This window comes from Nocardia sp. 852002-51101_SCH5132738, from assembly GCF_001665695.1.
Classification (GTDB): domain Bacteria; phylum Actinomycetota; class Actinomycetes; order Mycobacteriales; family Mycobacteriaceae; genus Nocardia; species Nocardia nova.
Map to the genome: position 1 here is coordinate 87709 of NZ_LZML01000145.1, position 17885 is coordinate 105593.

Here is a 17885-nt window from a genome sequence, read left to right on the forward strand (position 1 = left end):
CCGGCTTTTCCCATCCGCCACTGCTGAACTCGGGCAGCGCTCGGAAGAAGCGTTCGCTGCGCCTTTCCACCGGAAACGGGTAGGACCGTGAGCGCCGACGTAGAGTCGAGACAGTTCACAGCACAGACCGGGCGGGGCGGCTTCTCCTCGCGTGGGCCGTGGCGAGGCTCTGCAGAGGAGGGGGACATGGAAACAATCACCGCACCCGCGCTGGAGTTGAGCGGGCTGTACAAGCGGTTCGGTGGGCCGTGGGTGGTCGACGGGGTGAGTCTGGCGGTGCCGCCGGGGTCGTTCTTCGGGCTGGTGGGGCCCAACGGCGCCGGGAAGACCACCACGTTGTCCATGGCCGTCGGACTGTTGCGGCCCGATGCCGGGCAGGCGCGGATCTTCGGCGCCGACGTGTGGGCGGATCCGGTGCGCGCCAAGACGATCGTCGGCGTATTGCCGGACGGCCTCGCGCTCCCGGAGCGGCTCACCGGACGTGAATTGCTCACCTACACCGGGCTTCTGCGCGGTCTGCCGCCGGCGACGGTGGCCGAGCGGGCGCAGGAACTGCTCGCGGTCCTCGAGCTGATCGAGGCGGAAAACACTCTGGTCGTGGACTATTCGGCCGGTATGCGCAAGAAGATCGGGCTCGCCACCGCACTGCTGCACGGACCCAAGCTGTTGGTGCTCGACGAACCGTTCGAGGCGGTGGATCCGGTGTCCGCCAGCACTATTCGCACGATTCTGCGGCGGTTCGTCACCGCCGGTGGCTCCGTGGTGCTGTCGAGTCATGTGATGGCGTTGGTGGAAAACCTGTGCGATCACCTCGCCGTCATCGACAAGGGGAGGGTGGTCGCCGCCGGTTCGGTCGCCGAGGTGCGGGGGGAGGGCAGCCTCGAGGAGGCGTTCGTCCGGCTGGTGGGCGGACGCATCGGGGGAGACGAGGGCCTGTCGTGGTTGGCGTCCTGATCCGCATGCGCTGGCGGCTGACCGTCCGCGCGATGAACAACGGACGGGCTGCGGTCGGCTTCTGGCTCGGTCTGGTCTTCGGGATACTCGCCGCCGTCGCCACCGCGGTGGTGATGGCGTCGGCCGGCCACGCCTGGGATACCCGCGCGGCGATCAATGTGGCCGCGACGCTGTACGCGGTGTGGACGCTCGGCTGGCTGGCCGGCCCGATCATCACCGGCAGCAGCGACGAAACACTGCAGCCCGAACACTTCCGGCTGCTGCCGCTGAGCTATCGCCAATTGGCGATCGGTCTCGCGGCGGTCGCCTTCACCGGGCCGGCCGGTGCGGTCAACCTGATCGCCTTCGCCGGACTGGTCGCGCTCGCAGCACAATTGGGGGTGGTACCGACCCTGTTCGCGGTGGCCGGGATGTGCCTGCAACTGATCTTCGTGGTGCTGCTCTCCCGCGCGGTACTCGCGTGGATCGGCGCCGCGATGCGTTCGCGCCGCGGTCGCGATCTCGGTGTCGTCCTGGCGGGCCTGACCGGCCTCGCCTACTACCCCCTGCAACTGCTGGTGTCCTATCTCGGGCCGCGCCTGGAGCACGTATCGCCCGGCCTGGGCGCGACCCTGCGAATCCTGCCCTCGGGATGGGCGCCCTACGCGGTCCAAGCGGCCGAGGAAGGTCACTGGTGGTTCGGCGTCGGGGCCCTGGCGGGACTCGCCGCGCTGTCGGCGCTGCTGTGGCAGGCGTGGGCGGTACTGCTGCGCCGGCGCCTCACCACCACGGCCGCGCCCGCCGGACCCGTTCGCGCACAGGCGGGTTCGGGACGCCTCGACCGGCTGGTCCGCCCGACACCGGTCGGCGCGGTGGTACTCAAGGAATTGCGCACCTGGTCGCGCGACGGCCGGCGGCGGGCGGCGCTGCTACCGCTGATGCTCATCGGCGTGGTCCTGCCGCTCTTCCTCGGACTGCAGAACGGTGGCGCGAGCCTGCCTTTCGCGGGCGTGTTCGTGGTGTGGATGGCCGCGATGGCCAGCGCCGACATGTACGCCTTCGACGGCACCGCCCTCTGGCACACCCTGGTCATTCCGGGTGCCGTGCGCGCCGACGTCCGCGGCCGCATGATCGCCTGGCTCCTGATGGTCGGCCCGCTCGCCGTGGTGCTCACACTCGTGCTCCCGGGTGCGGCCGGGCGCCCGCAGATGTATCCGTGGGCGGTATCGACGCTGCCGGTGGTGGTGGGCGTCGGCGTGGCGGCGTCGATGTTCCTGTCGGTCTACGCCGCGTATCCGCTTCCGCAGCAACGCGGTAACCCCTTTGCCGGCAATTCCGGTAATCCGGGATGTGCGCGGGCGCTGGTCCAGTTGGCGGTCGGCTTCGGTCAGCTCGTGGTGAACCTGCCGGTGCTCGGCCTGCTCGCGCTGGGCGCCTATCTCCACAACGCCCTCGTGCAATGGTCGGCGCTGCCGGTCGGAATCGTCCTGGGTGCCGGCGCCGCACTGCTCGGCGCACAGGTGGCCACCCGCCGCGTCGAAGCCCGCGGGCCGGAACTGCTGGCCGAGGTGAAACCGCGCTGAACCCCTCCGGGAGATTCGCCGGAATCTGACGATTTCGGCCGCGCCCCTGACCCTTCCGGCCGTCGCCATCGACCGGCCCGGATTCCTGGCGTTCCATTTCAGCAGGCCGCATGTGCGACCGGATGCTCCCGCTGGAAGGAACGATGATGACCGAGTACGTGACGCTCGAACACGGACGGCTCGCCTGCGATCTGGTCGGGGACGGACCGCTGGTGGTGCTGTCGCACGGCATGGGCACCCTGCGCCAGGACTTCCGCTTGCTGCTCGGGCCGCTGGCCGCGGCGGGGTACCGGGTGGTCAACGTCGATATGCGCGGGCACGGCGAGTCCGGTACGGAGTGGCCCTCGGTGACCGGGAAGGCCGCCATCAGCCGCGCCGATGTAGCGGCGGACCTGCTGGGCGTGATCCGGCACTTCGGCGGCCCGGCGGTGATCGTCGGGCACTCGCTGTCGGGCGGTTCGGCGACGATCGCCGCGGCACAGGCTCCGGAGCTGGTGAGCGGGATCGTCGAGATCGGACCCTTCACCCGCACACAGCGGCTGCACGTCGGCGCTCTGCTCGGCAGCCGCCGATACCGCCGCGGCATGGTTCGCCTCGCCCTCACCATGACACTGAAGTCGATGCCCTGGTGGCGGCGCTACCTCGACGTCGCGTATCCGACCAAGCCCGCCGACTACGACCGCTACCTCGCCGACGTGGAGAGCATGCTGCGCCGGCCCGGCCGGTTTGCGGAATTCATGAAGACCGGACAGACCACTCCCGCCGACGCGCATGCCCGATTGGCTGAGGTCCGCTGTCCCGCCCTGGTGATCATGGGTTCGGCCGACCCGGATTTCGCCGATCCCGAGGCCGAGGCGAATGCTATCGTCGCCGCGCTGCCGGACGGTGTGGGTCGCGTCGTCATGATCGAGAACGGGGGACATTACCCGCATGCGCAATCGGCGGATGATGTTGCGGCAGCGATCATTCCGTTCCTCGGCCGGTGCGCGGCGCGGGACGAGAGCGCCGAGGTCCGGCGCGCCGTGTGATGTGCGTGCCCTGGTGCGTCCCTGCCGGATGCGCGGGGGAGTCTCGCCACGGTTGGCCGTCGACCGTGGCGGCCGCCCCGCCCGGCTGCGATGATGGCGAAATGCCCGCGCCGCGCACCATCGTCTTCGTCGTCTACGAGGGCATGCAGTTGGTCGAATTGGCCGGGCCGATGGACGTTTTCGGCGCCGTCAACACGATGAGCGCCGAAACCGCCTACCGACTCCTCACGGCGTCGCCGCACGGCCGGTCGATCGAGGCCGACGGCGGCCTGACCCTCGGGGTCGGGCATTCGCTGCACGACCTCGCCTCCTCCGCCGCCGAGATCGACACCCTGGTGGTCGTCGGCGGCCGGATCTCCGGGCCGGTTTCGGCGGAGGTGGTTCGCGAATTACCCGCCCTCGCAAGGAAATCCCGTCGGGTCACCTCGGTGTGTTCCGGCGCGCTGCTGCTCGCGGCGGCCGGCCTGCTCGACGGCTACCGAGCCACGACCCACTGGGGTGCGGCCGATCTACTGGCCCGCTCGTATCCTCGCGTCGTCGTCGAACCCGACCGCATCTATGTTCACGATCGCAACCGCTGGACCTCGGCGGGTGTCTCCGCCGGCATCGACCTCGCGCTGGCCCTCGTGGAGGACGACCACGGCCGGGAGATGGCTCAGCAGGTCGCTCGCGCTTTCGTCGTCTTCACCCGGCGCTCCGGCGGTCAGACGCAATTCAGCGCCCAGTTGCGCATGCAGCCGGCGCGCACCCCCGCGATTCGCGCCGTCCAGCAATGGCTGCCCGATCACCTCGCCGGCGATCTGGCGGTGTCCGCGCTGGCTCGGCGCGCGGGCATGAGCGAACGTCATTTCGCCCGCGCGTTCCGTGCCGAAACCGGTAGTACCCCAGCGGCGTTCGTCGCCGAACTGCGCCTGGAAGCGGCCCGGCGCCTGCTGGAGTCCACCGAACTCACCGTCACCGCCATCGCCCGCGTGGTCGGCTACCGCCACGGCGAAACGCTGCACCGAGCCTTCGTCCGCCGCCTCGCCACCACGCCCGAGGCCTACCGCCGGCAGTACGCCGACGCCGGCCTCGGCACGCCGGCGGCAGAGCCGGTGGTCAGCGCAGCCCGGGGATCCGCATCGTCTCCGCCATGATGCGGGCGCCCTCGTCGTTGAGGTGCAGGCCGTCGCCACTGTCGAGATCCGGGTGGATGAAGTCGGGCCGCTCCGGATCCGCGACGGCGGCCGCCACATCGAAGACGGCGTCGAAAACCGTTGTGGTCCGCAGCCATTCGTTGACGACGACGCGCACCGGCAGGGCCGGAGCCACATTGACCTCCGGATAGATCACCCCGGCGAAGGGGCCGATCGTGTTGGCGTAGATCGGCAGTCCGGCGGCGTGTGCCCGCGCGGCGAGTTCGGTGTACCCGGCGATCAGATCATCGGCCGCGGCCACCTCGCCCAGCCCGATGTCGTTGATGCCGAGATTGACCACCACATGGGTGACGCCCGGTACGTCGAGCACGTCGCGGTCGAACCGAGCCAAGGCGCGTTCGCCGACCTCGTCGGTGAGCAACTGGTTGCCGCCGATGCCCTGGTTGACCACCCAGCCGCGGGTCAGCATCGAATTCAGCGCGTCGACGGAGCGGCGATTCGCGCCGAGCGTGGTCCCGGCGCCGTCGAACCAGGAGTCACCGAAAGCCACCACGACGGGGGTGTCCGCGTCGGCGAGCACGTCGACACCGGTGACGTAGAAGCGCGAGGCGACCTCCTCCACCTCGGAGAGGTCCGGATCGGCGGTGTGATCACCGGCGACCACGGCGGCGATCTCCATCGGCTGATGCGAGAAGGTGGCGAGTCCGGTCGCCCCGGGCAGATACAGGCTCAGCAACAGATCGTCGCCGCCGTTCACCGCGAGATCGACGGTGTCGCTGACCATTTCGCCACCCGCCGGGATGCGCACCGTGTCCACCCCGTCGAAACGCAACACGGTATCGGTTTCGGCGATCGTGGCGAATCCGTTCTTGCGCAGGGCGATTCGAGCCGCGCCGATCTCCAGTGTGTCGCGTCCGTACCGATTGCTCAATCGCACCCGAAGCCGTCGGCCGCCACCGGCCATGTGCAGCACCTGGCGCACGGTCTGATCGGTGAACTCCCGGGGTTCGGTCAACTGGAACTGCTCGTAGGGGCTGATGATCGCGGAGCGGAATCCGGCGAGCCAGGTGCTGGTCATGACATCTCCATTTAGTTGACGTGAGGAATATCCTCGCAGCAATAATATGAAAGATATTCCTCATGTCAACTATCCGCACGGCAACTGTGCGTTAGGCTGACGGCGTGGAGCACACGCACGACGCCGACGTCTTCGACGACCCGCGCCTGACCGATATCGGGATGCTGTTCGAAGCGACCAACGGGATCCGCCGCAAACTCGAGCCGAGTTGGACTGCGAACGGGCTGTCGCTGCTGGATTTCGCCGCGCTCATGCGGCTGAGCCGCTCGCCCGGCCGCCGGCTGCGGATGACCGATCTGGCCGATCAGGCACAGCTGTCGACCAGCGGCGTCACCCGTCTGGTGGACCGGCTCGAGCGCAACGGATTCGCCCGGCGCCAGCCCGATCCGAACGATCGCCGCAGCTCCTACGCCGCCCTCACCGCCGCCGGCGCGACCCGGCTGGCGAAGGTACTGCCGGAATATCTGAAGATCCTCGACACCTGGTTCTACGGTCAGCTCACCCCGGAGCAGTGCGAGGCACTGATCGGCGGCCTGCGGATCATCCGTGACGCCACCTTTCCGGAGGCGGGCCGGATCTCCGAGTGACACCTCGGCCCCAAGCTGTCGACCGGTCGCCGACCGTTCCGCAGCCGCATAGCCGAATGCTCGCGTTCACCGCACGGTCCGGTATCGCCCGGTCCCTATTGCCGAGATTCGCCCGGTTCGACTCGTAGACTCGACCGATACGAGTTACTTCCCAGCGACACCGGTCGACGACGGGAGCGGCGCATGGCTGATCACGTTCGAACAGACGCTGAACTCGGTTCGCCACCCACCGGTGCCAGACGGTGGTACGCCCTCGCGGTCCTCGCGCTGGGGCTTGCGATGGTGACGCTGGACGGCACAGTCGTCGGTGTGTCGCTGCCGACGATCATCGGTGATCTCGGACTCGATTTCACCCAGGCGCAGTGGGTCTTCTGCGTGTATTCGGTGGTGCTCGCGGTTCTGCTGATCGTCGTCGGCCGGATCGGTGACCGGTACGGCCGGCGCGTGATCTTCGTGCTCGGGGTGCTGATCTTCGTCGGCGGCAGTCTGTTGTCCGCCTCCGCGGATTCGGCGAGTCCGCTCATCTGGGGCCGGATCGTGCAGGGGATTGGCGGTGCGGCGGTCGTGGCGGGATCACTGGGCACGGTTGCGGCGATGTTCCAGGGGCGAGCGCGCGTCATCGCGTTCACCGCGTGGGTGGTCGCTCCGGCCGCCGCGGCGGTCGTCGGCGCGGCGCTGGGCGGGTGGTTCATCGACTCCTTCACCTGGCCGTGGATCTTCCTGATCAACGTGCCGATCGCGGTGGTCGTGCTGCTCGGGACCGTTCTCGTGCCCGAAACCCGCATCGGCGGTTCGGCCACCGGACCGGATGTGGACGGCTGGCTGCTCAGTACGGCCGGGTTCGCGCTGGTGATCTTCGCCCTCATCGAGGGCGAGCGTTACGGCTGGGTGCGGCCGCGGCGGGAGTTCACCGTGTTCGGGGTGACCTGGTCGATGCAATCGGCGAGTTCGCCCATACCGTTCGTGCTCGCTGTCGGCGTGTTGCTGCTGGTGCTGTTCGTCTTCTGGGAAAGACACCGGGTGAGGGTGGAACATGCCGCGCTGGTGGACTTCTCGCATCTGCGCGATCCCCGGCACTGGGGTGACGGCGCGGCCCTGCTGATCGCGGCGGCACAGTTCGGAGTGCTCTTCGTGCTGCCGCTGTACCTGGTGAACTGCCTCGGGTTGTCCACGCTGCGAACGAGTTCGATTCTCGTGGTGCTGACCGGCTGCGCGCTGATCTCGGCGATCCTGACCGCCGGGCCGCTGCGGGCGGTACCTCCGCTGTGGCTGATCCGGATCGGCCTGGCGATCGCGTTGCTTGCGATGGCGGTGACCGCGCTGGCATTGACCTCGACTATTCCGGCGTGGGCCCCGACCGTGCTACTCGCCTGCTACGGAATCGGACTCGGGCTGGCCTCCGCCCCGTTGACGGCGAATATCCGGCGCACCGGCGCGGGCACCGTGGCATCGGATCCGGGATCGATCACCGCGGCCACCGCCCGGCCCGCCGGTGCCGCGCTCGGCGTGGCGGTCCTCGGCAGTATCCTCTCGATCGGTCTCGGCCACTTCCTGCCCGATCGGCTGAGCTACGTCCCCGGCCTGACCGCGCGGGCCGCCGGCGCCGTGGGTGCGGCCACCCGCGATTCGGCGGGCGACGCGATCGTCGGACTGCGTACCCAGCACGCGCCGACCGCGGTCACCGACGCGCTGGCCAACGGCTTCGCCGACGCGACTCGGGTGGCGCTGCTCGGCGTCGCGGTGGTGCTGCTGCTGGCCTTCGTGGTGGCCACGCGCATCCCGCCCGAGGCCCAGCAGATCGACACCGATCAGATCGATGCCGAACCGCCTGGTGCCGAACCGCCCGGTGCGGTGGCCCGCCACCGGGTCACCGAGCGGCCGGAGGCGGCGCGCCGGATCACCGACGAGGAGGGCGCCGCGCCGGTCGAACGCGGCGAAGCGACGTAGCGATCCCGGCGGCCGACATTCCCCCGGATCACCAGTCGATCAGATCGAGTTCGTGCAGGCGCCGGAAGACCAGCATCGAGCCGGGCGCGACATGCGGCATGACCGCGTACTCGCCGACGGTGAAATAACGCAGTTCGGCGATCTCGCTGGTCGGCGTCGGTTCGCCGGTGAGGTCCGCGGTGAAGCAGGTCATGTGCAGCGCGGTACCGGGCGTGTGCCCGTACGCCTCACATTCGAAGACGCCGAGTTCGTCGTGGGCCGCCACGTCGACACCGAGTTCCTCGCGCACCTCGCGGTACAACGCCTGCACCGGTGATTCACCGGGGTCGATCTTCCCGCCCGCCATGTAGAACACCTCTTTGCCGGTCGAACGTGCCTGCAGCAGACGGCGATTCCGGATGTGCGCGAGTGCGGCGGTGCGAATCATAAAGGGAGCCTTCACGATACGGTCGGTGCGGGCGGGGAGCTCACCGGGTGGCAGGCGCGAGCTTCCAGTGTTCGTGCAGGGCCGCGGCGATCTCGGGCAGCACGGTGACCGGGATACGCTGCTCACGCAGGATCCGGCGAATCTCGGCGACCTGTTCGCGCTTGCGGTGTTCGTAGGCGTTGGAGACCGGATGCCGCACCGGCGGAATGCTGAGCAGTACCAGTTCGTCGTGCGGTTCGTCGCCGCCGGTCAGATCCAGCGCGAGCGACCAGCGGGCGCGCTCGTCGAGGGCGAACCGCCCGGCCACCACCCGATCCCACTCCAGCCGCGATTCGGCCCACGGGGTGCGCCGGTAGATCGCGCGGTCGGTGAGAACGACGACATCGCGACCGAACAGCGCCACCAGCAGCGCGATACCCGCCACCGCGCCGGCCAGCAGTCCCGTGAAGATCCGGTTCACTCCGAACAGGGCCACCACGGCACCGCAGATCACCAGCACCGACAGCACGGCGAGCGCACTGTAGGTGAGGGTGCGGCGGCCGGTGACGACACCGGCCCGCACCGCCCGGACCGGTCCGCGGGACCGCCGGGAGATGTCGGGTCCGGATACGGGCGGGACGTCGTCGCTCATGGTGACACCTCGGAGTTCGCTCGCGTCGGACTCAGCCGCGCAGCGGGACGGCGGCCTCGGCGGTGTAGACCAGGAAGGTCAGGCTTTCCTGGAAGTACAGCTGCACGCTCTCCGCGTCGTGGGACAGGTAGCCGATCGACAGGTCCTGACCCAGTTGCAGATCGAAGTCGCCGCCGCGGGTGGTGAGCACGAAGGCACCGTCGATGGCGGGCGCCCAGATGATCTCGCCCTCGGGGATCAGCCGCTCGATATGTGTGCGGATCGGATGGCCGTGGTCGGAGGTCTCGCTCACCGCGGTGTACAGATCGGCGCTCAGCAGCACCGAATACGGCCCGTCGACACCGGCGAGGCGCAACTTGCTCAGTGCCTGTGCGATGGCCTCCGGGATGAGTCGCGGATCGCTCGGCGCGGTGACAGGGGTGTTCGACACGGCCGCGCGGATGCCGGTGATACCGGCGGCGGGGTAGCCCTCGAAGACGGCGCGGTCCTCGGCGAACGCGATCTTGCGGGCGGCATCCTTGACCGGATCCAGATCCGCGTCCTGTGCGCCGCGCTCGACGTTGTCGAGTTCCTCGCGCGAGAGAGTGAACGGCACGCGCAGCTCGACCAGCGGCGCCACCACGCGCTGGCGAGCCTGGACGCCCTGATCGGGCGCGTCGATGAGGGTGGTGCGTCCCAATCCGACCGCGGAATAGTCGGTGCCGTGCGGGCCGGACAGATCCACCACCCGGCGACCGGCGATATGACGCCGGAAGGTGCGCGTCGCCTCCTCCTCGATGGCCGACCACGCCTCGGAGGTGATCGGCGCGAGTTCACGGTGCAGATTGTTCATTGAGGGATCCTTTTCAACGTGCCGATACCGAGGGAGCCGTCGCCGGAAGACGCGGCCGCGGGCAGCTCGGCGATTCCGGCTGCCTCGAGTTCTAGGTCCTGCTCCGAAGCCGCCTCCTGTGCGGGGGCGTCCGGAAGGTCGTCGAAGAAATCGTTGGCCGGGGTGAAGAACAGGGTGCCGGTGATCGCGGTGGAGAAATCGAGAATGCGGTCGTAGGGCGCCTCGTCGCTGCCGAGGAACATGCGGACCAGCATCCGTTCGGTGACATCCGGGGTAGCGGCGTAAGCGATGTAGTACGTGCCGAATTCGCCCTCGCGGACACTGCCGAAGGGCATGTTGGCACGCAGGATCTGGCGCTCGGTGCCGTCCGGATCGATCAGGGTGTTCACCGCGACATGGGAATCCGCCGGCTTGTCCTCGTCGGACAGCTCCAGATCCTCGAGTTTGGTACGGCCGATGACGAGTTGCTGCTCCTCGACCGTCAGCGAACTCCACGCCTCCAGATCGTGCAGATATTTCTGGACGATGACATAACTACCGTCGGCGAACTCGGGATCCTCGTCGCCGATGAGTGCCGCGGCGACGGCGGCAGGACCCTCGGGATTCTCGGTGCCGTCGACGAAGCCGAGCAGATCACGCTGTTCGAAATAGCGAAACCCGGTCGTCTCGTCGATGATCGTGGCCGCACCCTTCAACCGGGAACCGATCAGCATCGCCAATTCGAAACAGGCGTCCGGCAATTCGCCCTTGATGTGAAACAGCAGATCGCCCGGCGTGGCCGGGGCCTGATGCTTCTCCCCGGCGTAGCCCGGAAATTCGTGCAGCTGCGCGGGTTTCGGGCCGGCGAACAGCCGATCCCAGGCGGCGGAACCGATACTCGTCACACAGGATAGCCGCGTTTCCGGCACCCGGAACCCGATCGAGCGCCGCAGTCCCGCCAGATCCGCGAGAAGGTCGCGCACCACCGGCTCACCGCCCTCGTCGATCGTCGCGACGAGGAAGATCGCGGCGCGCGAAAGCGGATCGAGGATCGGCTGCGGCTCACCCATGATCAACAGGGTACGGTGCCGGGCCGACAGCGCGTGCGGACGGCCCGACCTCGCGAGACCGGCCTCACTTCGCGACGGTCAGCAGGAATACCGCGTCGTCGATGGCCTTCACACTGTGCCGAGCCGAGGGAATGACGAGCAGATCGCCGGGCGAGCCCTTCCACTCGTTGGTGCCACAGATCAGAATCAGGGTTCCGGTCAGGACCTGCAGGGTGGCTTCGCCGTGAGTTTCGTGCTCGGCCAGGCTCTGGCCGGCGGTCAGCGCGATGAGGGTCTGGCGCAGGCTGTGGGTGTGGCCGCCGTAGAGGGTTTGCGAACTGCGTCCACTCGTGGCGGACGCGGCCAGCTTCAGCTGCTGGCGAGCCGCCGCCGTCAGCGATTTCTTGTCCATGATCTGCCTCTCGCGGTTCAGCCGGGATCGGGGCTGTGGTCACAGGCTGGATATGGCTGAGTATGCCGGACCCACCTCGCGCGGTCGGCCGTTTCGCCGATGCGATTCGGGTTCGATACCTGCCGGGCGCGATTCAGCCGACGGTGGCGGGGGCGGTGTCGCGGGCGAAGCGCCGGATCCGGTAGCGCAGCCCCGACCGCGACTGCGACCAGGGCGCGTCCTCCACCTGCCAGTCGCCCTCGATCGCGGGTGCGTAGGCGTCGCCGGGGATATCGGCGTCGATTTCGGTGACCATCAGATCGGTCGCGTAATCCATTGCCTGCCGGTAGATTTCGCCGCCACCGATGATCCACACGGTCTCCGCGGCGGCCAGTGCGATGGCGCTCGCCACCGAATCGGCGCGTTCGGCGCCCGCTGCCGACCACTGCGATTGGCGCGTGATCACGATATTGCGCCGTCCGGGCAGCGGCCGGAAACGCGCGGGCAGCGAATCCCAGGTGCGCCGGCCCATCAGTACCGGATGATCGGCGGTGACCATTTTGAAATGCGCCACATCCTCGGGCACTCGCCACGGAATGGCGTTGTCCGCGCCGATCACGCCGGCCCGGGTCTGCGCCCAGATCAGCCCGATGCGGCTCATACCGCCACCGGTGCCTTGATCGCCGGATGATGGCGGTAGTCGAGCACTTCCACGTCGTCGAAGGTGTAGTCGAACAGGCTCGGCGCGGGCCGCAGATGCAACCGCGGGAACGGGTACGGCTCGCGGCTCAGCTGTTCGCGAACCTGCGTCAGATGGTTGTCGTAGATGTGGCAGTCGCCGCCGGTCCAGATGAAATCGCCGGGCTCCAATTCGGTCTGCTGCGCGACCATCTGGGTCAGCAGCGCGTAGCTCGCGATATTGAACGGCACCCCGAGAAAAAGGTCGGCGCTGCGCTGATACAGCTGGCAGGACAGTTTTCCGTCCGCGACGTGGAATTGGAAGAACGCGTGGCACGGGGCCAGCGCCATCTTGTCCAGATCCGCCACGTTCCACGCCGAGACGATGATCCGCCGGGAATCGGGATCGGTGCGCAGCGTCTGCAGGACCTGCGCTATCTGGTCGATGTGGGTGCCGTCCGGAGTGGGCCAGCTGCGCCACTGAACCCCGTAGACCGGCCCGAGTTCACCGTGCGCGTCGGCCCATTCGTCCCAGATCGTGACACCGTGCTCGTGCAGCCAGCGGACATTGGAATCGCCGCGCAGGAACCACAGCAATTCGTAGACGATCGATTTCAGATGCACCTTTTTCGTGGTGATCAGCGGGAAGCCGGCGGAGAGGTCGTAGCGCAGCTGATGTCCGAAAATCGAACGCGTACCCGTCCCGGTGCGGTCGGATTTCGGCGTACCGCGCTCGAGTACCAGCCGCAGCAGATCCTCGTACTGGGTGTCGTTTCCGGGCGCGCCGTCCATATCCGCAAGCCTAGCCTTCGGGCGACCACCGCCCTCATCGCGTGGCGGTCCGCTGGCTAGCCTGGGGCACCGTGCGCATGCTCTATGTGATCGGAATCGGCGCCGGGGATCCCCGGCAGGTGACCGTGCAGGCGGTCGAGGCGATTCGGCAGGTCGACACGTTCTTCGTCATCGGCAAGGGGGAGACCAAGCGGGAACTGACCGAGGTCCGCGCCGCGATCCTCGCCGCACACGCCGTTCCGGAACATCGCGTGGTGGCCATCGCCGATCCGCCGCGCGAACGCACGGTCTCCGGCGCCGACGACTATCGCGAGGTGGTCGAGGACTGGCATCGCCGCCGTGCCGAACTGCTGGCCGAGGCGTTCGATGCCACCGAGGGGGTCGGCGGCATTCTGGTCTGGGGCGATCCCTCGCTCTACGACAGCACCCTGCGGATGGTGCAGCGAGTGCTGGACGCGGGAACGCGATTCGAGTACGAGGTGATCCCGGGCGTCACCAGTGCCCAGGCCCTGGCGGCGGCCCACCGCATCGTGCTGCACGAGATCGGCGAACCGGTGCACATCACCACCGGTCGCCGCGTGCGCGCCGAGGGCGTGGCGGCGGACGGGCCGACACTGGTGATGCTCGACGGCGAGTGTTCGTTCACGCAGGTGCCGGGCGACGATCTGCACATCTGGTGGGGCGCCTACCTGGGGATGCCGGACGAGACGTTGATCGAGGGGCCGCTGCGCGCGGTGGAGGATCGAATCGTGCGGCGCCGCAACGAACTTCGGGAGGCGAAGGGGTGGGTCATGGACATATACCTTTTGCGCAGAATCGGTTAGCCGCCCGGCGTTCCGCGGAGATGTCCGAAATAGCTCCAAAATTGCTGTGGAATAAATCGATACGAATGTGATCCACACCACCGGCCGGTTCGAATCACTGTCAATCGATCGAAATCCGACTGGAGGTTTTCATGGCAGGGCAGCATTCGGCGGCATCGGGACAGTGGTGCCGGCGCGTTGGTTCCTCACTCGTCCTCGGCGCGTTGCCACTGACCGTGGCACTGTGGCAGACGGGCGTGGCGGGGGCGGCCGCGCCGACCACCGATTCGGGTGTGGCACCGGCCGCGGGGATGCTGCCGGACGCCGGAACCGTCGCCGCCGGCGTGTCGAACGCGGCGGATGCGGTGGCACGCGCGGTCGCGCAGACCAACCCCTGGCAGTTCCAGCCGAGCGCGGCGACCGACCCGGCCGTGCCGCCGTTCGCCGCGCCGATCGCGGATCCGGAACCGAATGCCGCCACCGCCGACGCCACCGCGCCGGCCGCCGCACCCGCCCCCGGCTCCATCTCGTCGAACCGTAACGCCGCGAACAGCACTCGGGCGGTGCCCGATCTCACCGCCCCGGCGATGGTGAATCCGGGCGCACTGCATCTGCCCGATCTCGCCCATCCGGCGCCGCCGGTGGCGCCGATCAAGGCGCCCGAGGGCACCATCCGGATCGGTTCGGTCGTGACGCCGCGGCCCGACTTCATCGATCCGCAGCTGACCGGGCAGATCAACGATTCCGCCGCGCAGGCCGAGGCCGGGCTGGCGCAGACCATGGACTCCGCCGGATTCGAGCCGTCGCGTTCGGATCGCATCGCAGCGGACACCCTCGGCGGCGCGGTGATCGGGTCCAGTGTGGGCAATATCGTCAGCAGCCCCATCGCGAGCACCAGCGCGATGGTCGGCGCGGTCGCCGGTCTGATCGCCGGGATCCCGTTCCTGCCGGCGGGCCTGGTCGTCATGCCGGTCGTCGGCGCCGCCATCGGTTACGCGGTGATCGCGGCGCCGGCCGCTGCCGCGGGTGCCGCGATCGGCGCCGGAGTGGGCGCGATCGAGGGTGCGGTCGCCCCCGGTGTGGCCACGCCGCAGCAGGGGCCCGCCCAGATGTGACGCGAGTCGCGTGCCGCGGTGATCGAATCGCGTGCCGCGAGGCCGACGGCCGCGTTCTCCCGGTGGGAACGCGGCCGTTCGCATCGGCCGGGTCTCCGCTCGCCGTGTGAAAGCGGCCGGTTGTCGGTGGACGCCGGTAGGCTGCGGGAATGCCCGAGTTGCCGGAGATCATGGCGCTCGAACAGTTTCTGGTCGAGCATGCCGTAGGCGCGGTTGTCGGGCGGGTCGACGTCGCGGCGCTGAGTGTGCTGAAAACGTTCGATCCGCCGGTGACCGCGCTGTCGGGACGCGACGTCACCGGTGCCGGGCACTGGGGTAAACATCTGGGCCTCGACTGCGACGGCCTGTGGTTGATCACGCATCTGTCCCGCGGCGGCTGGCTGCGCTGGATCGACGAACCGGGCGCCGCGCCGCCGAAACCGGGTAAAGGCCCGCTCGCGCTCCGGGTCCACTTCTTCACCCGCGAGGGCGCGACACCCGCCTTCGATCTCACCGAGGCGGGCACCAAGAAGCGGCTCGCGGTCTGGATCACCGAGGATCCGCAGTCGGTGCCGGGCATCGCCCGACTGGGCCCCGACGCGCTCGAGATCTCCGAGGACGGCTTCGCCGAACTCCTCGCCGGCACCTCGCAACGGTTGAAGACCGTGCTGGCCGATCAAACCGTGCTGGCCGGCATCGGCAACGCCTACTCCGACGAGATCCTGCACGCCGCCCGGCTCTCGCCCTTCGCCACCGCGTCCACGCTCGGCGCGGACAAGGTCGCCGAGTTGTACCGGGCCATGCGCGAAATCCTCACCGACGCGATCACCCGCTCCGTCGGCCAGGACGCGGCCCGGCTCAAGGGAGAGAAGCGCTCCGGCATGCAGGTGCACGCGCGGACCGGACTGCCGTGCCCGGTCTGCGGTGACACCGTGCGGGAAGTCGCCTACGCCGACAAATCGTTCCAGTACTGCCCGACCTGTCAGACCGGCGGCAAGATCCTCGCCGACCGGCGCATGTCCCGGCTGCTGAAGTAGGTCAGACCGGCGCGGGAACCCGGACTCCTTGCCAGGCAAGGCGTTTCGCACGATCCGGATCGACCTCCACCCGAGCCGGGCTGTCGATGATGCGGGTGCTGCGGCGCTGCTCGGTGTACTGCGGCCAGGACGGCAGCGGCTCGCCCTTGCGGGCGAACGAGAGCCAGTTGTCCTGGAATTCGCGCTGCACCGCGAGGAAGTCCCGATAGCCGCCGGCCGCGGTGAGCCCGCGCCCGATGGGGCTGTCCACCCCGCCGAACACCGGGATCAGATCGAGGGCGTGGGTGGCGCCGAAACCGGCCAGCTGGACCGCGCGCGGCGCGTAGTCGAGCCGATAGGCGTAGGTCGGGGCGTGGCGGCTGTGGCCCTCGAGCACCTCCACGGTGGGCCGCCAGAAGACGAAGTCGCCGCCCATGCGCACGGCGGCCCGACGCGACGGATACCCGGGATAGGCTGCCACGACCCGCTTTTCGAGGTCGGCGTCGCCGCATCGCGACAGCGCCACGTGCAGTTGTTCGGCGGTGGTGGGCAGGGAGCGATCGAAGCGTTTGAACAGGGTCGCCTCGTGGCGGTTGGTGCCGATGATCAGCGGGACGGCGTGAGCGCGCCCGGCGGCGATGGCGTCGATCGGATCCATCGGCAGGAAGTCGCCGTCGACGACCGGGGCGGCGGGGAAACTGCCCGGCTGCCGCCACAGCACATCGCCGATCGCGCGATCGGCGGCCTTGCGGATGTCGTTCGAGCCGGCGGTGCTCAGCGCCTCGGCCGCCTGTTCCGGCGTGGCGCCGAGGTTGTCGACGCAGCGCCGGGCGAAGATCCGCGCCGCCTCGGCCGTCAGCGACCAGTCCGCCGGCGCGCTCTGCGCGATGCCGCGGTGGAACAGCCCGGCCGCGGCCGGGGTGGCGAGCAGGCTGACCACCGCATGCGCGCCGGCCGATTCGCCGAAGATGGTGACATTGTTCGGATCGCCGCCGAAGGCCGCGATATTGCGCTGCACCCACCGCAGCGCCGCCACCTGGTCGCGCAGACCCAGATTCGATTCGAACGGCCTTGTCTCCGTGGAGAATTCACCGAAGTCGACGTAGCCGAAGGCGCCCAGCCGATAGTTGAACGATACGACGATCACATCGCCGCGCAACGCCAGCCGGGCGCCGGAGTACAACCGCAGCGCCGAGGTGCCCAGCACGTAACCGCCACCGTGGATGAACACCATGACCGGCCGGGGTGTGGCGGCCGGTTCCGCGGGCGCGGTCACATTCAGGGTCAGGCAGTCTTCACTCGTCGGCTGCGGGCCGCGTGGTCCGATCCGGGCGCCGTCCCGCTGCTGCATCGCGGCGAATCCGTATTCGGTGGCCAAGCGCACCCCGGACCAGCTCTCGACGGGCTGCGGCGCGCGGAAACGAAGATCGCCGACCGGCGGCGCGGCGAAGGGAATCGAACGCCACTGCACGATGCGACGACGCCTGAGACCGCGGACAACGCCGTCGGCGGTCGTGATGTCAACCATTACCCGATGCTAACCGTTACTGCAGGTACCCTTCGACCTGCTTCACGGGGTTGGCCTGGGCCTCGTCCGGGTTGCCACCCTGATCGATGCGGGCCCGCCGCTGCCGCAGCAGATCCCAGCACTGATCCAGCATCACCTCGAGATCGGCCAGCTTCGCCCGCTCGGTCTCGGGATCGAGCTCCCCGCTGGTGGCCTTGGACCGCAGCTGATGCTCCTGCTTCACCAGGTCCTGGATATGGGCAAGGATGTCCTGTTCGGTCATGAGGCCATGGTACGGCGCGGGTGCGGGATGGAGTTCGGCCCTGCCCTCCGGTTGCGGATCCCTGCGGTGGCGCCACATTGATCACGTGTGCCTACTCGATGGGGCCGAGAG

Annotated in this window: 19 protein-coding genes; 9 read left to right on the forward strand and 10 right to left on the reverse strand. The window is 68.8% G+C overall.

Annotation, left to right across the window (positions count from 1 at the left end; translation table 11 throughout):
- Positions 1 to 186 precede the first annotated feature (186 nt).
- The 4 genes from A5789_RS20675 (at position 187) to A5789_RS20690 (ending at position 4680) form a co-directional block, all read left to right on the forward strand.
- A complete protein-coding gene (locus tag A5789_RS20675) occupies positions 187 to 954 on the forward strand; it encodes an ABC transporter ATP-binding protein (RefSeq protein ID WP_030517160.1) in 768 nt (255 codons plus the stop codon).
- Positions 939 to 2516 (forward strand): hypothetical protein, encoded by a 1578-nt coding sequence (locus A5789_RS20680; RefSeq protein WP_064903694.1) that lies wholly within the window; start codon positions 939 to 941, stop codon positions 2514 to 2516. Before A5789_RS20675 ends, A5789_RS20680 begins: the two co-directional genes overlap by 16 nt.
- 143 nt (positions 2517 to 2659) lie before the next feature.
- Positions 2660 to 3544: an alpha/beta fold hydrolase gene (locus A5789_RS20685; protein WP_231956656.1), complete on the forward strand. Its 885-nt coding sequence runs from the start codon at positions 2660 to 2662 to the stop codon at positions 3542 to 3544.
- A 101-nt stretch (positions 3545 to 3645) separates the two neighbouring features.
- Complete coding sequence (locus tag A5789_RS20690; RefSeq protein ID WP_082940863.1) at positions 3646 to 4680, forward strand: GlxA family transcriptional regulator; 1035 nt, start codon at positions 3646 to 3648, stop codon at positions 4678 to 4680.
- Here the strand turns inward: A5789_RS20690 and A5789_RS20695 are convergent.
- Complete coding sequence (locus A5789_RS20695) at positions 4643 to 5758, reverse strand: GDSL-type esterase/lipase family protein (protein ID WP_064903693.1); 1116 nt, start codon at positions 5756 to 5758, stop codon at positions 4643 to 4645. The two genes, A5789_RS20690 and A5789_RS20695, sit on opposite strands and share 38 nt — an antisense overlap.
- 104 nt (positions 5759 to 5862) lie before the next feature.
- Between A5789_RS20695 and A5789_RS20700 the strand changes: the two genes are divergently transcribed.
- Both A5789_RS20700 and A5789_RS20705 read left to right on the forward strand, forming a co-directional pair.
- On the forward strand, positions 5863 to 6345 hold the full coding sequence (locus tag A5789_RS20700; protein ID WP_227463085.1) for a MarR family winged helix-turn-helix transcriptional regulator: 483 nt from the start codon (positions 5863 to 5865) through the stop codon (positions 6343 to 6345).
- A 183-nt stretch (positions 6346 to 6528) separates the two neighbouring features.
- Positions 6529 to 8292 carry an MFS transporter gene (locus tag A5789_RS20705; protein WP_082940849.1) on the forward strand — a complete coding sequence of 588 codons (1764 nt, stop codon included), beginning with the start codon at positions 6529 to 6531 and terminating at the stop codon, positions 8290 to 8292.
- A 28-nt stretch (positions 8293 to 8320) separates the two neighbouring features.
- Here the strand turns inward: A5789_RS20705 and A5789_RS20710 are convergent, their stop codons facing one another.
- The 7 genes from A5789_RS20710 to A5789_RS20740 all read right to left on the reverse strand — a co-directional run bounded on the left by A5789_RS20710 (position 8321) and on the right by A5789_RS20740 (position 13071).
- Positions 8321 to 8719 (reverse strand): NUDIX domain-containing protein, encoded by a 399-nt coding sequence (locus A5789_RS20710; protein ID WP_064903689.1) that lies wholly within the window; start codon positions 8717 to 8719, stop codon positions 8321 to 8323.
- A 40-nt stretch (positions 8720 to 8759) separates the two neighbouring features.
- The gene (locus tag A5789_RS20715; protein WP_155525860.1) at positions 8760 to 9350 is read right to left on the reverse strand and encodes a hypothetical protein; all 591 of its coding nucleotides are present in this window, start codon (positions 9348 to 9350) and stop codon (positions 8760 to 8762) included.
- Positions 9351 to 9381: 31 nt separating this feature from the next.
- A complete protein-coding gene (locus tag A5789_RS20720; RefSeq protein WP_063014212.1) occupies positions 9382 to 10182 on the reverse strand; it encodes a family 1 encapsulin nanocompartment shell protein in 801 nt (266 codons plus the stop codon).
- Positions 10179 to 11231, reverse strand: coding sequence for a Dyp-type peroxidase (locus A5789_RS20725; RefSeq protein ID WP_064903688.1), 1053 nt, complete (start codon positions 11229 to 11231; stop codon positions 10179 to 10181). Before A5789_RS20725 ends, A5789_RS20720 begins: the two co-directional genes overlap by 4 nt.
- A gap of 64 nt (positions 11232 to 11295) precedes the next feature.
- Positions 11296 to 11622 carry a cupin domain-containing protein gene (locus tag A5789_RS20730; RefSeq protein WP_030517171.1) on the reverse strand — a complete coding sequence of 109 codons (327 nt, stop codon included), beginning with the start codon at positions 11620 to 11622 and terminating at the stop codon, positions 11296 to 11298.
- A gap of 133 nt (positions 11623 to 11755) precedes the next feature.
- Entirely contained in the window at positions 11756 to 12262 is a 507-nt protein-coding gene (locus A5789_RS20735) for a dihydrofolate reductase (protein ID WP_064903686.1), read from the reverse strand.
- Positions 12259 to 13071 carry a thymidylate synthase gene (locus tag A5789_RS20740; RefSeq protein ID WP_063014215.1) on the reverse strand — a complete coding sequence of 271 codons (813 nt, stop codon included), beginning with the start codon at positions 13069 to 13071 and terminating at the stop codon, positions 12259 to 12261. The genes A5789_RS20735 and A5789_RS20740 overlap by 4 nt, the downstream gene beginning before the upstream one ends.
- 71 nt (positions 13072 to 13142) lie before the next feature.
- On the opposite strand from A5789_RS20740, the gene cobF reads away from it, so the two are divergent.
- The 3 genes from cobF to A5789_RS20755 all read left to right on the forward strand — a co-directional run bounded on the left by cobF (position 13143) and on the right by A5789_RS20755 (position 16005).
- Positions 13143 to 13895 (forward strand): precorrin-6A synthase (deacetylating), encoded by a 753-nt coding sequence (cobF, locus tag A5789_RS20745; RefSeq protein ID WP_064903715.1) that lies wholly within the window; start codon positions 13143 to 13145, stop codon positions 13893 to 13895.
- Between the two features lie 131 nt (positions 13896 to 14026).
- Complete coding sequence (locus tag A5789_RS20750) at positions 14027 to 14989, forward strand: DUF456 domain-containing protein (RefSeq protein ID WP_063014217.1); 963 nt, start codon at positions 14027 to 14029, stop codon at positions 14987 to 14989.
- Between the two features lie 149 nt (positions 14990 to 15138).
- Complete coding sequence (locus A5789_RS20755) at positions 15139 to 16005, forward strand: Fpg/Nei family DNA glycosylase (RefSeq protein ID WP_030517176.1); 867 nt, start codon at positions 15139 to 15141, stop codon at positions 16003 to 16005.
- A 1-nt stretch (position 16006) separates the two neighbouring features.
- Here A5789_RS20755 and A5789_RS20760 read toward each other — a convergent pair whose 3' ends face one another.
- A complete protein-coding gene (locus A5789_RS20760; protein ID WP_063014219.1) occupies positions 16007 to 17512 on the reverse strand; it encodes a carboxylesterase/lipase family protein in 1506 nt (501 codons plus the stop codon).
- Between the two features lie 16 nt (positions 17513 to 17528).
- On the reverse strand, positions 17529 to 17774 hold the full coding sequence (locus A5789_RS20765) for a DUF2630 family protein (RefSeq protein ID WP_030517178.1): 246 nt from the start codon (positions 17772 to 17774) through the stop codon (positions 17529 to 17531).
- Positions 17775 to 17885: the final 111 nt, after the last annotated feature.

Excerpts from the sequence above, each read along its gene's own strand:
- A5789_RS20675 (WP_030517160.1), top strand. The coding sequence starts at position 187 with ATGGAAACAATCACCGCACCCGCGCTGGAGTTGAGCGGGCTGTACAAG.
- A5789_RS20685 (WP_231956656.1), top strand. The coding sequence starts at position 2,660 with ATGATGACCGAGTACGTGACGCTCGAACACGGACGGCTCGCCTGCGAT.
- A5789_RS20690 (WP_082940863.1), top strand. The coding sequence starts at position 3,646 with ATGCCCGCGCCGCGCACCATCGTCTTCGTCGTCTACGAGGGCATGCAG.
- A5789_RS20695 (WP_064903693.1), bottom strand. The coding sequence starts at position 5,758 with ATGACCAGCACCTGGCTCGCCGGATTCCGCTCCGCGATCATCAGCCCC.
- A5789_RS20705 (WP_082940849.1), top strand. The coding sequence starts at position 6,529 with ATGGCTGATCACGTTCGAACAGACGCTGAACTCGGTTCGCCACCCACC.
- A5789_RS20710 (WP_064903689.1), bottom strand. The coding sequence starts at position 8,719 with ATGATTCGCACCGCCGCACTCGCGCACATCCGGAATCGCCGTCTGCTG.
- A5789_RS20715 (WP_155525860.1), bottom strand. The coding sequence starts at position 9,350 with ATGAGCGACGACGTCCCGCCCGTATCCGGACCCGACATCTCCCGGCGG.
- A5789_RS20720 (WP_063014212.1), bottom strand. The coding sequence starts at position 10,182 with ATGAACAATCTGCACCGTGAACTCGCGCCGATCACCTCCGAGGCGTGG.
- A5789_RS20725 (WP_064903688.1), bottom strand. The coding sequence starts at position 11,231 with ATGGGTGAGCCGCAGCCGATCCTCGATCCGCTTTCGCGCGCCGCGATC.
- A5789_RS20730 (WP_030517171.1), bottom strand. The coding sequence starts at position 11,622 with ATGGACAAGAAATCGCTGACGGCGGCGGCTCGCCAGCAGCTGAAGCTG.
- A5789_RS20735 (WP_064903686.1), bottom strand. The coding sequence starts at position 12,262 with ATGAGCCGCATCGGGCTGATCTGGGCGCAGACCCGGGCCGGCGTGATC.
- A5789_RS20740 (WP_063014215.1), bottom strand. The coding sequence starts at position 13,071 with ATGGACGGCGCGCCCGGAAACGACACCCAGTACGAGGATCTGCTGCGG.
- A5789_RS20750 (WP_063014217.1), top strand. The coding sequence starts at position 14,027 with ATGGCAGGGCAGCATTCGGCGGCATCGGGACAGTGGTGCCGGCGCGTT.
- A5789_RS20755 (WP_030517176.1), top strand. The coding sequence starts at position 15,139 with ATGCCCGAGTTGCCGGAGATCATGGCGCTCGAACAGTTTCTGGTCGAG.
- A5789_RS20760 (WP_063014219.1), bottom strand. The coding sequence starts at position 17,512 with ATGGTTGACATCACGACCGCCGACGGCGTTGTCCGCGGTCTCAGGCGT.
- A5789_RS20765 (WP_030517178.1), bottom strand. The coding sequence starts at position 17,774 with ATGACCGAACAGGACATCCTTGCCCATATCCAGGACCTGGTGAAGCAG.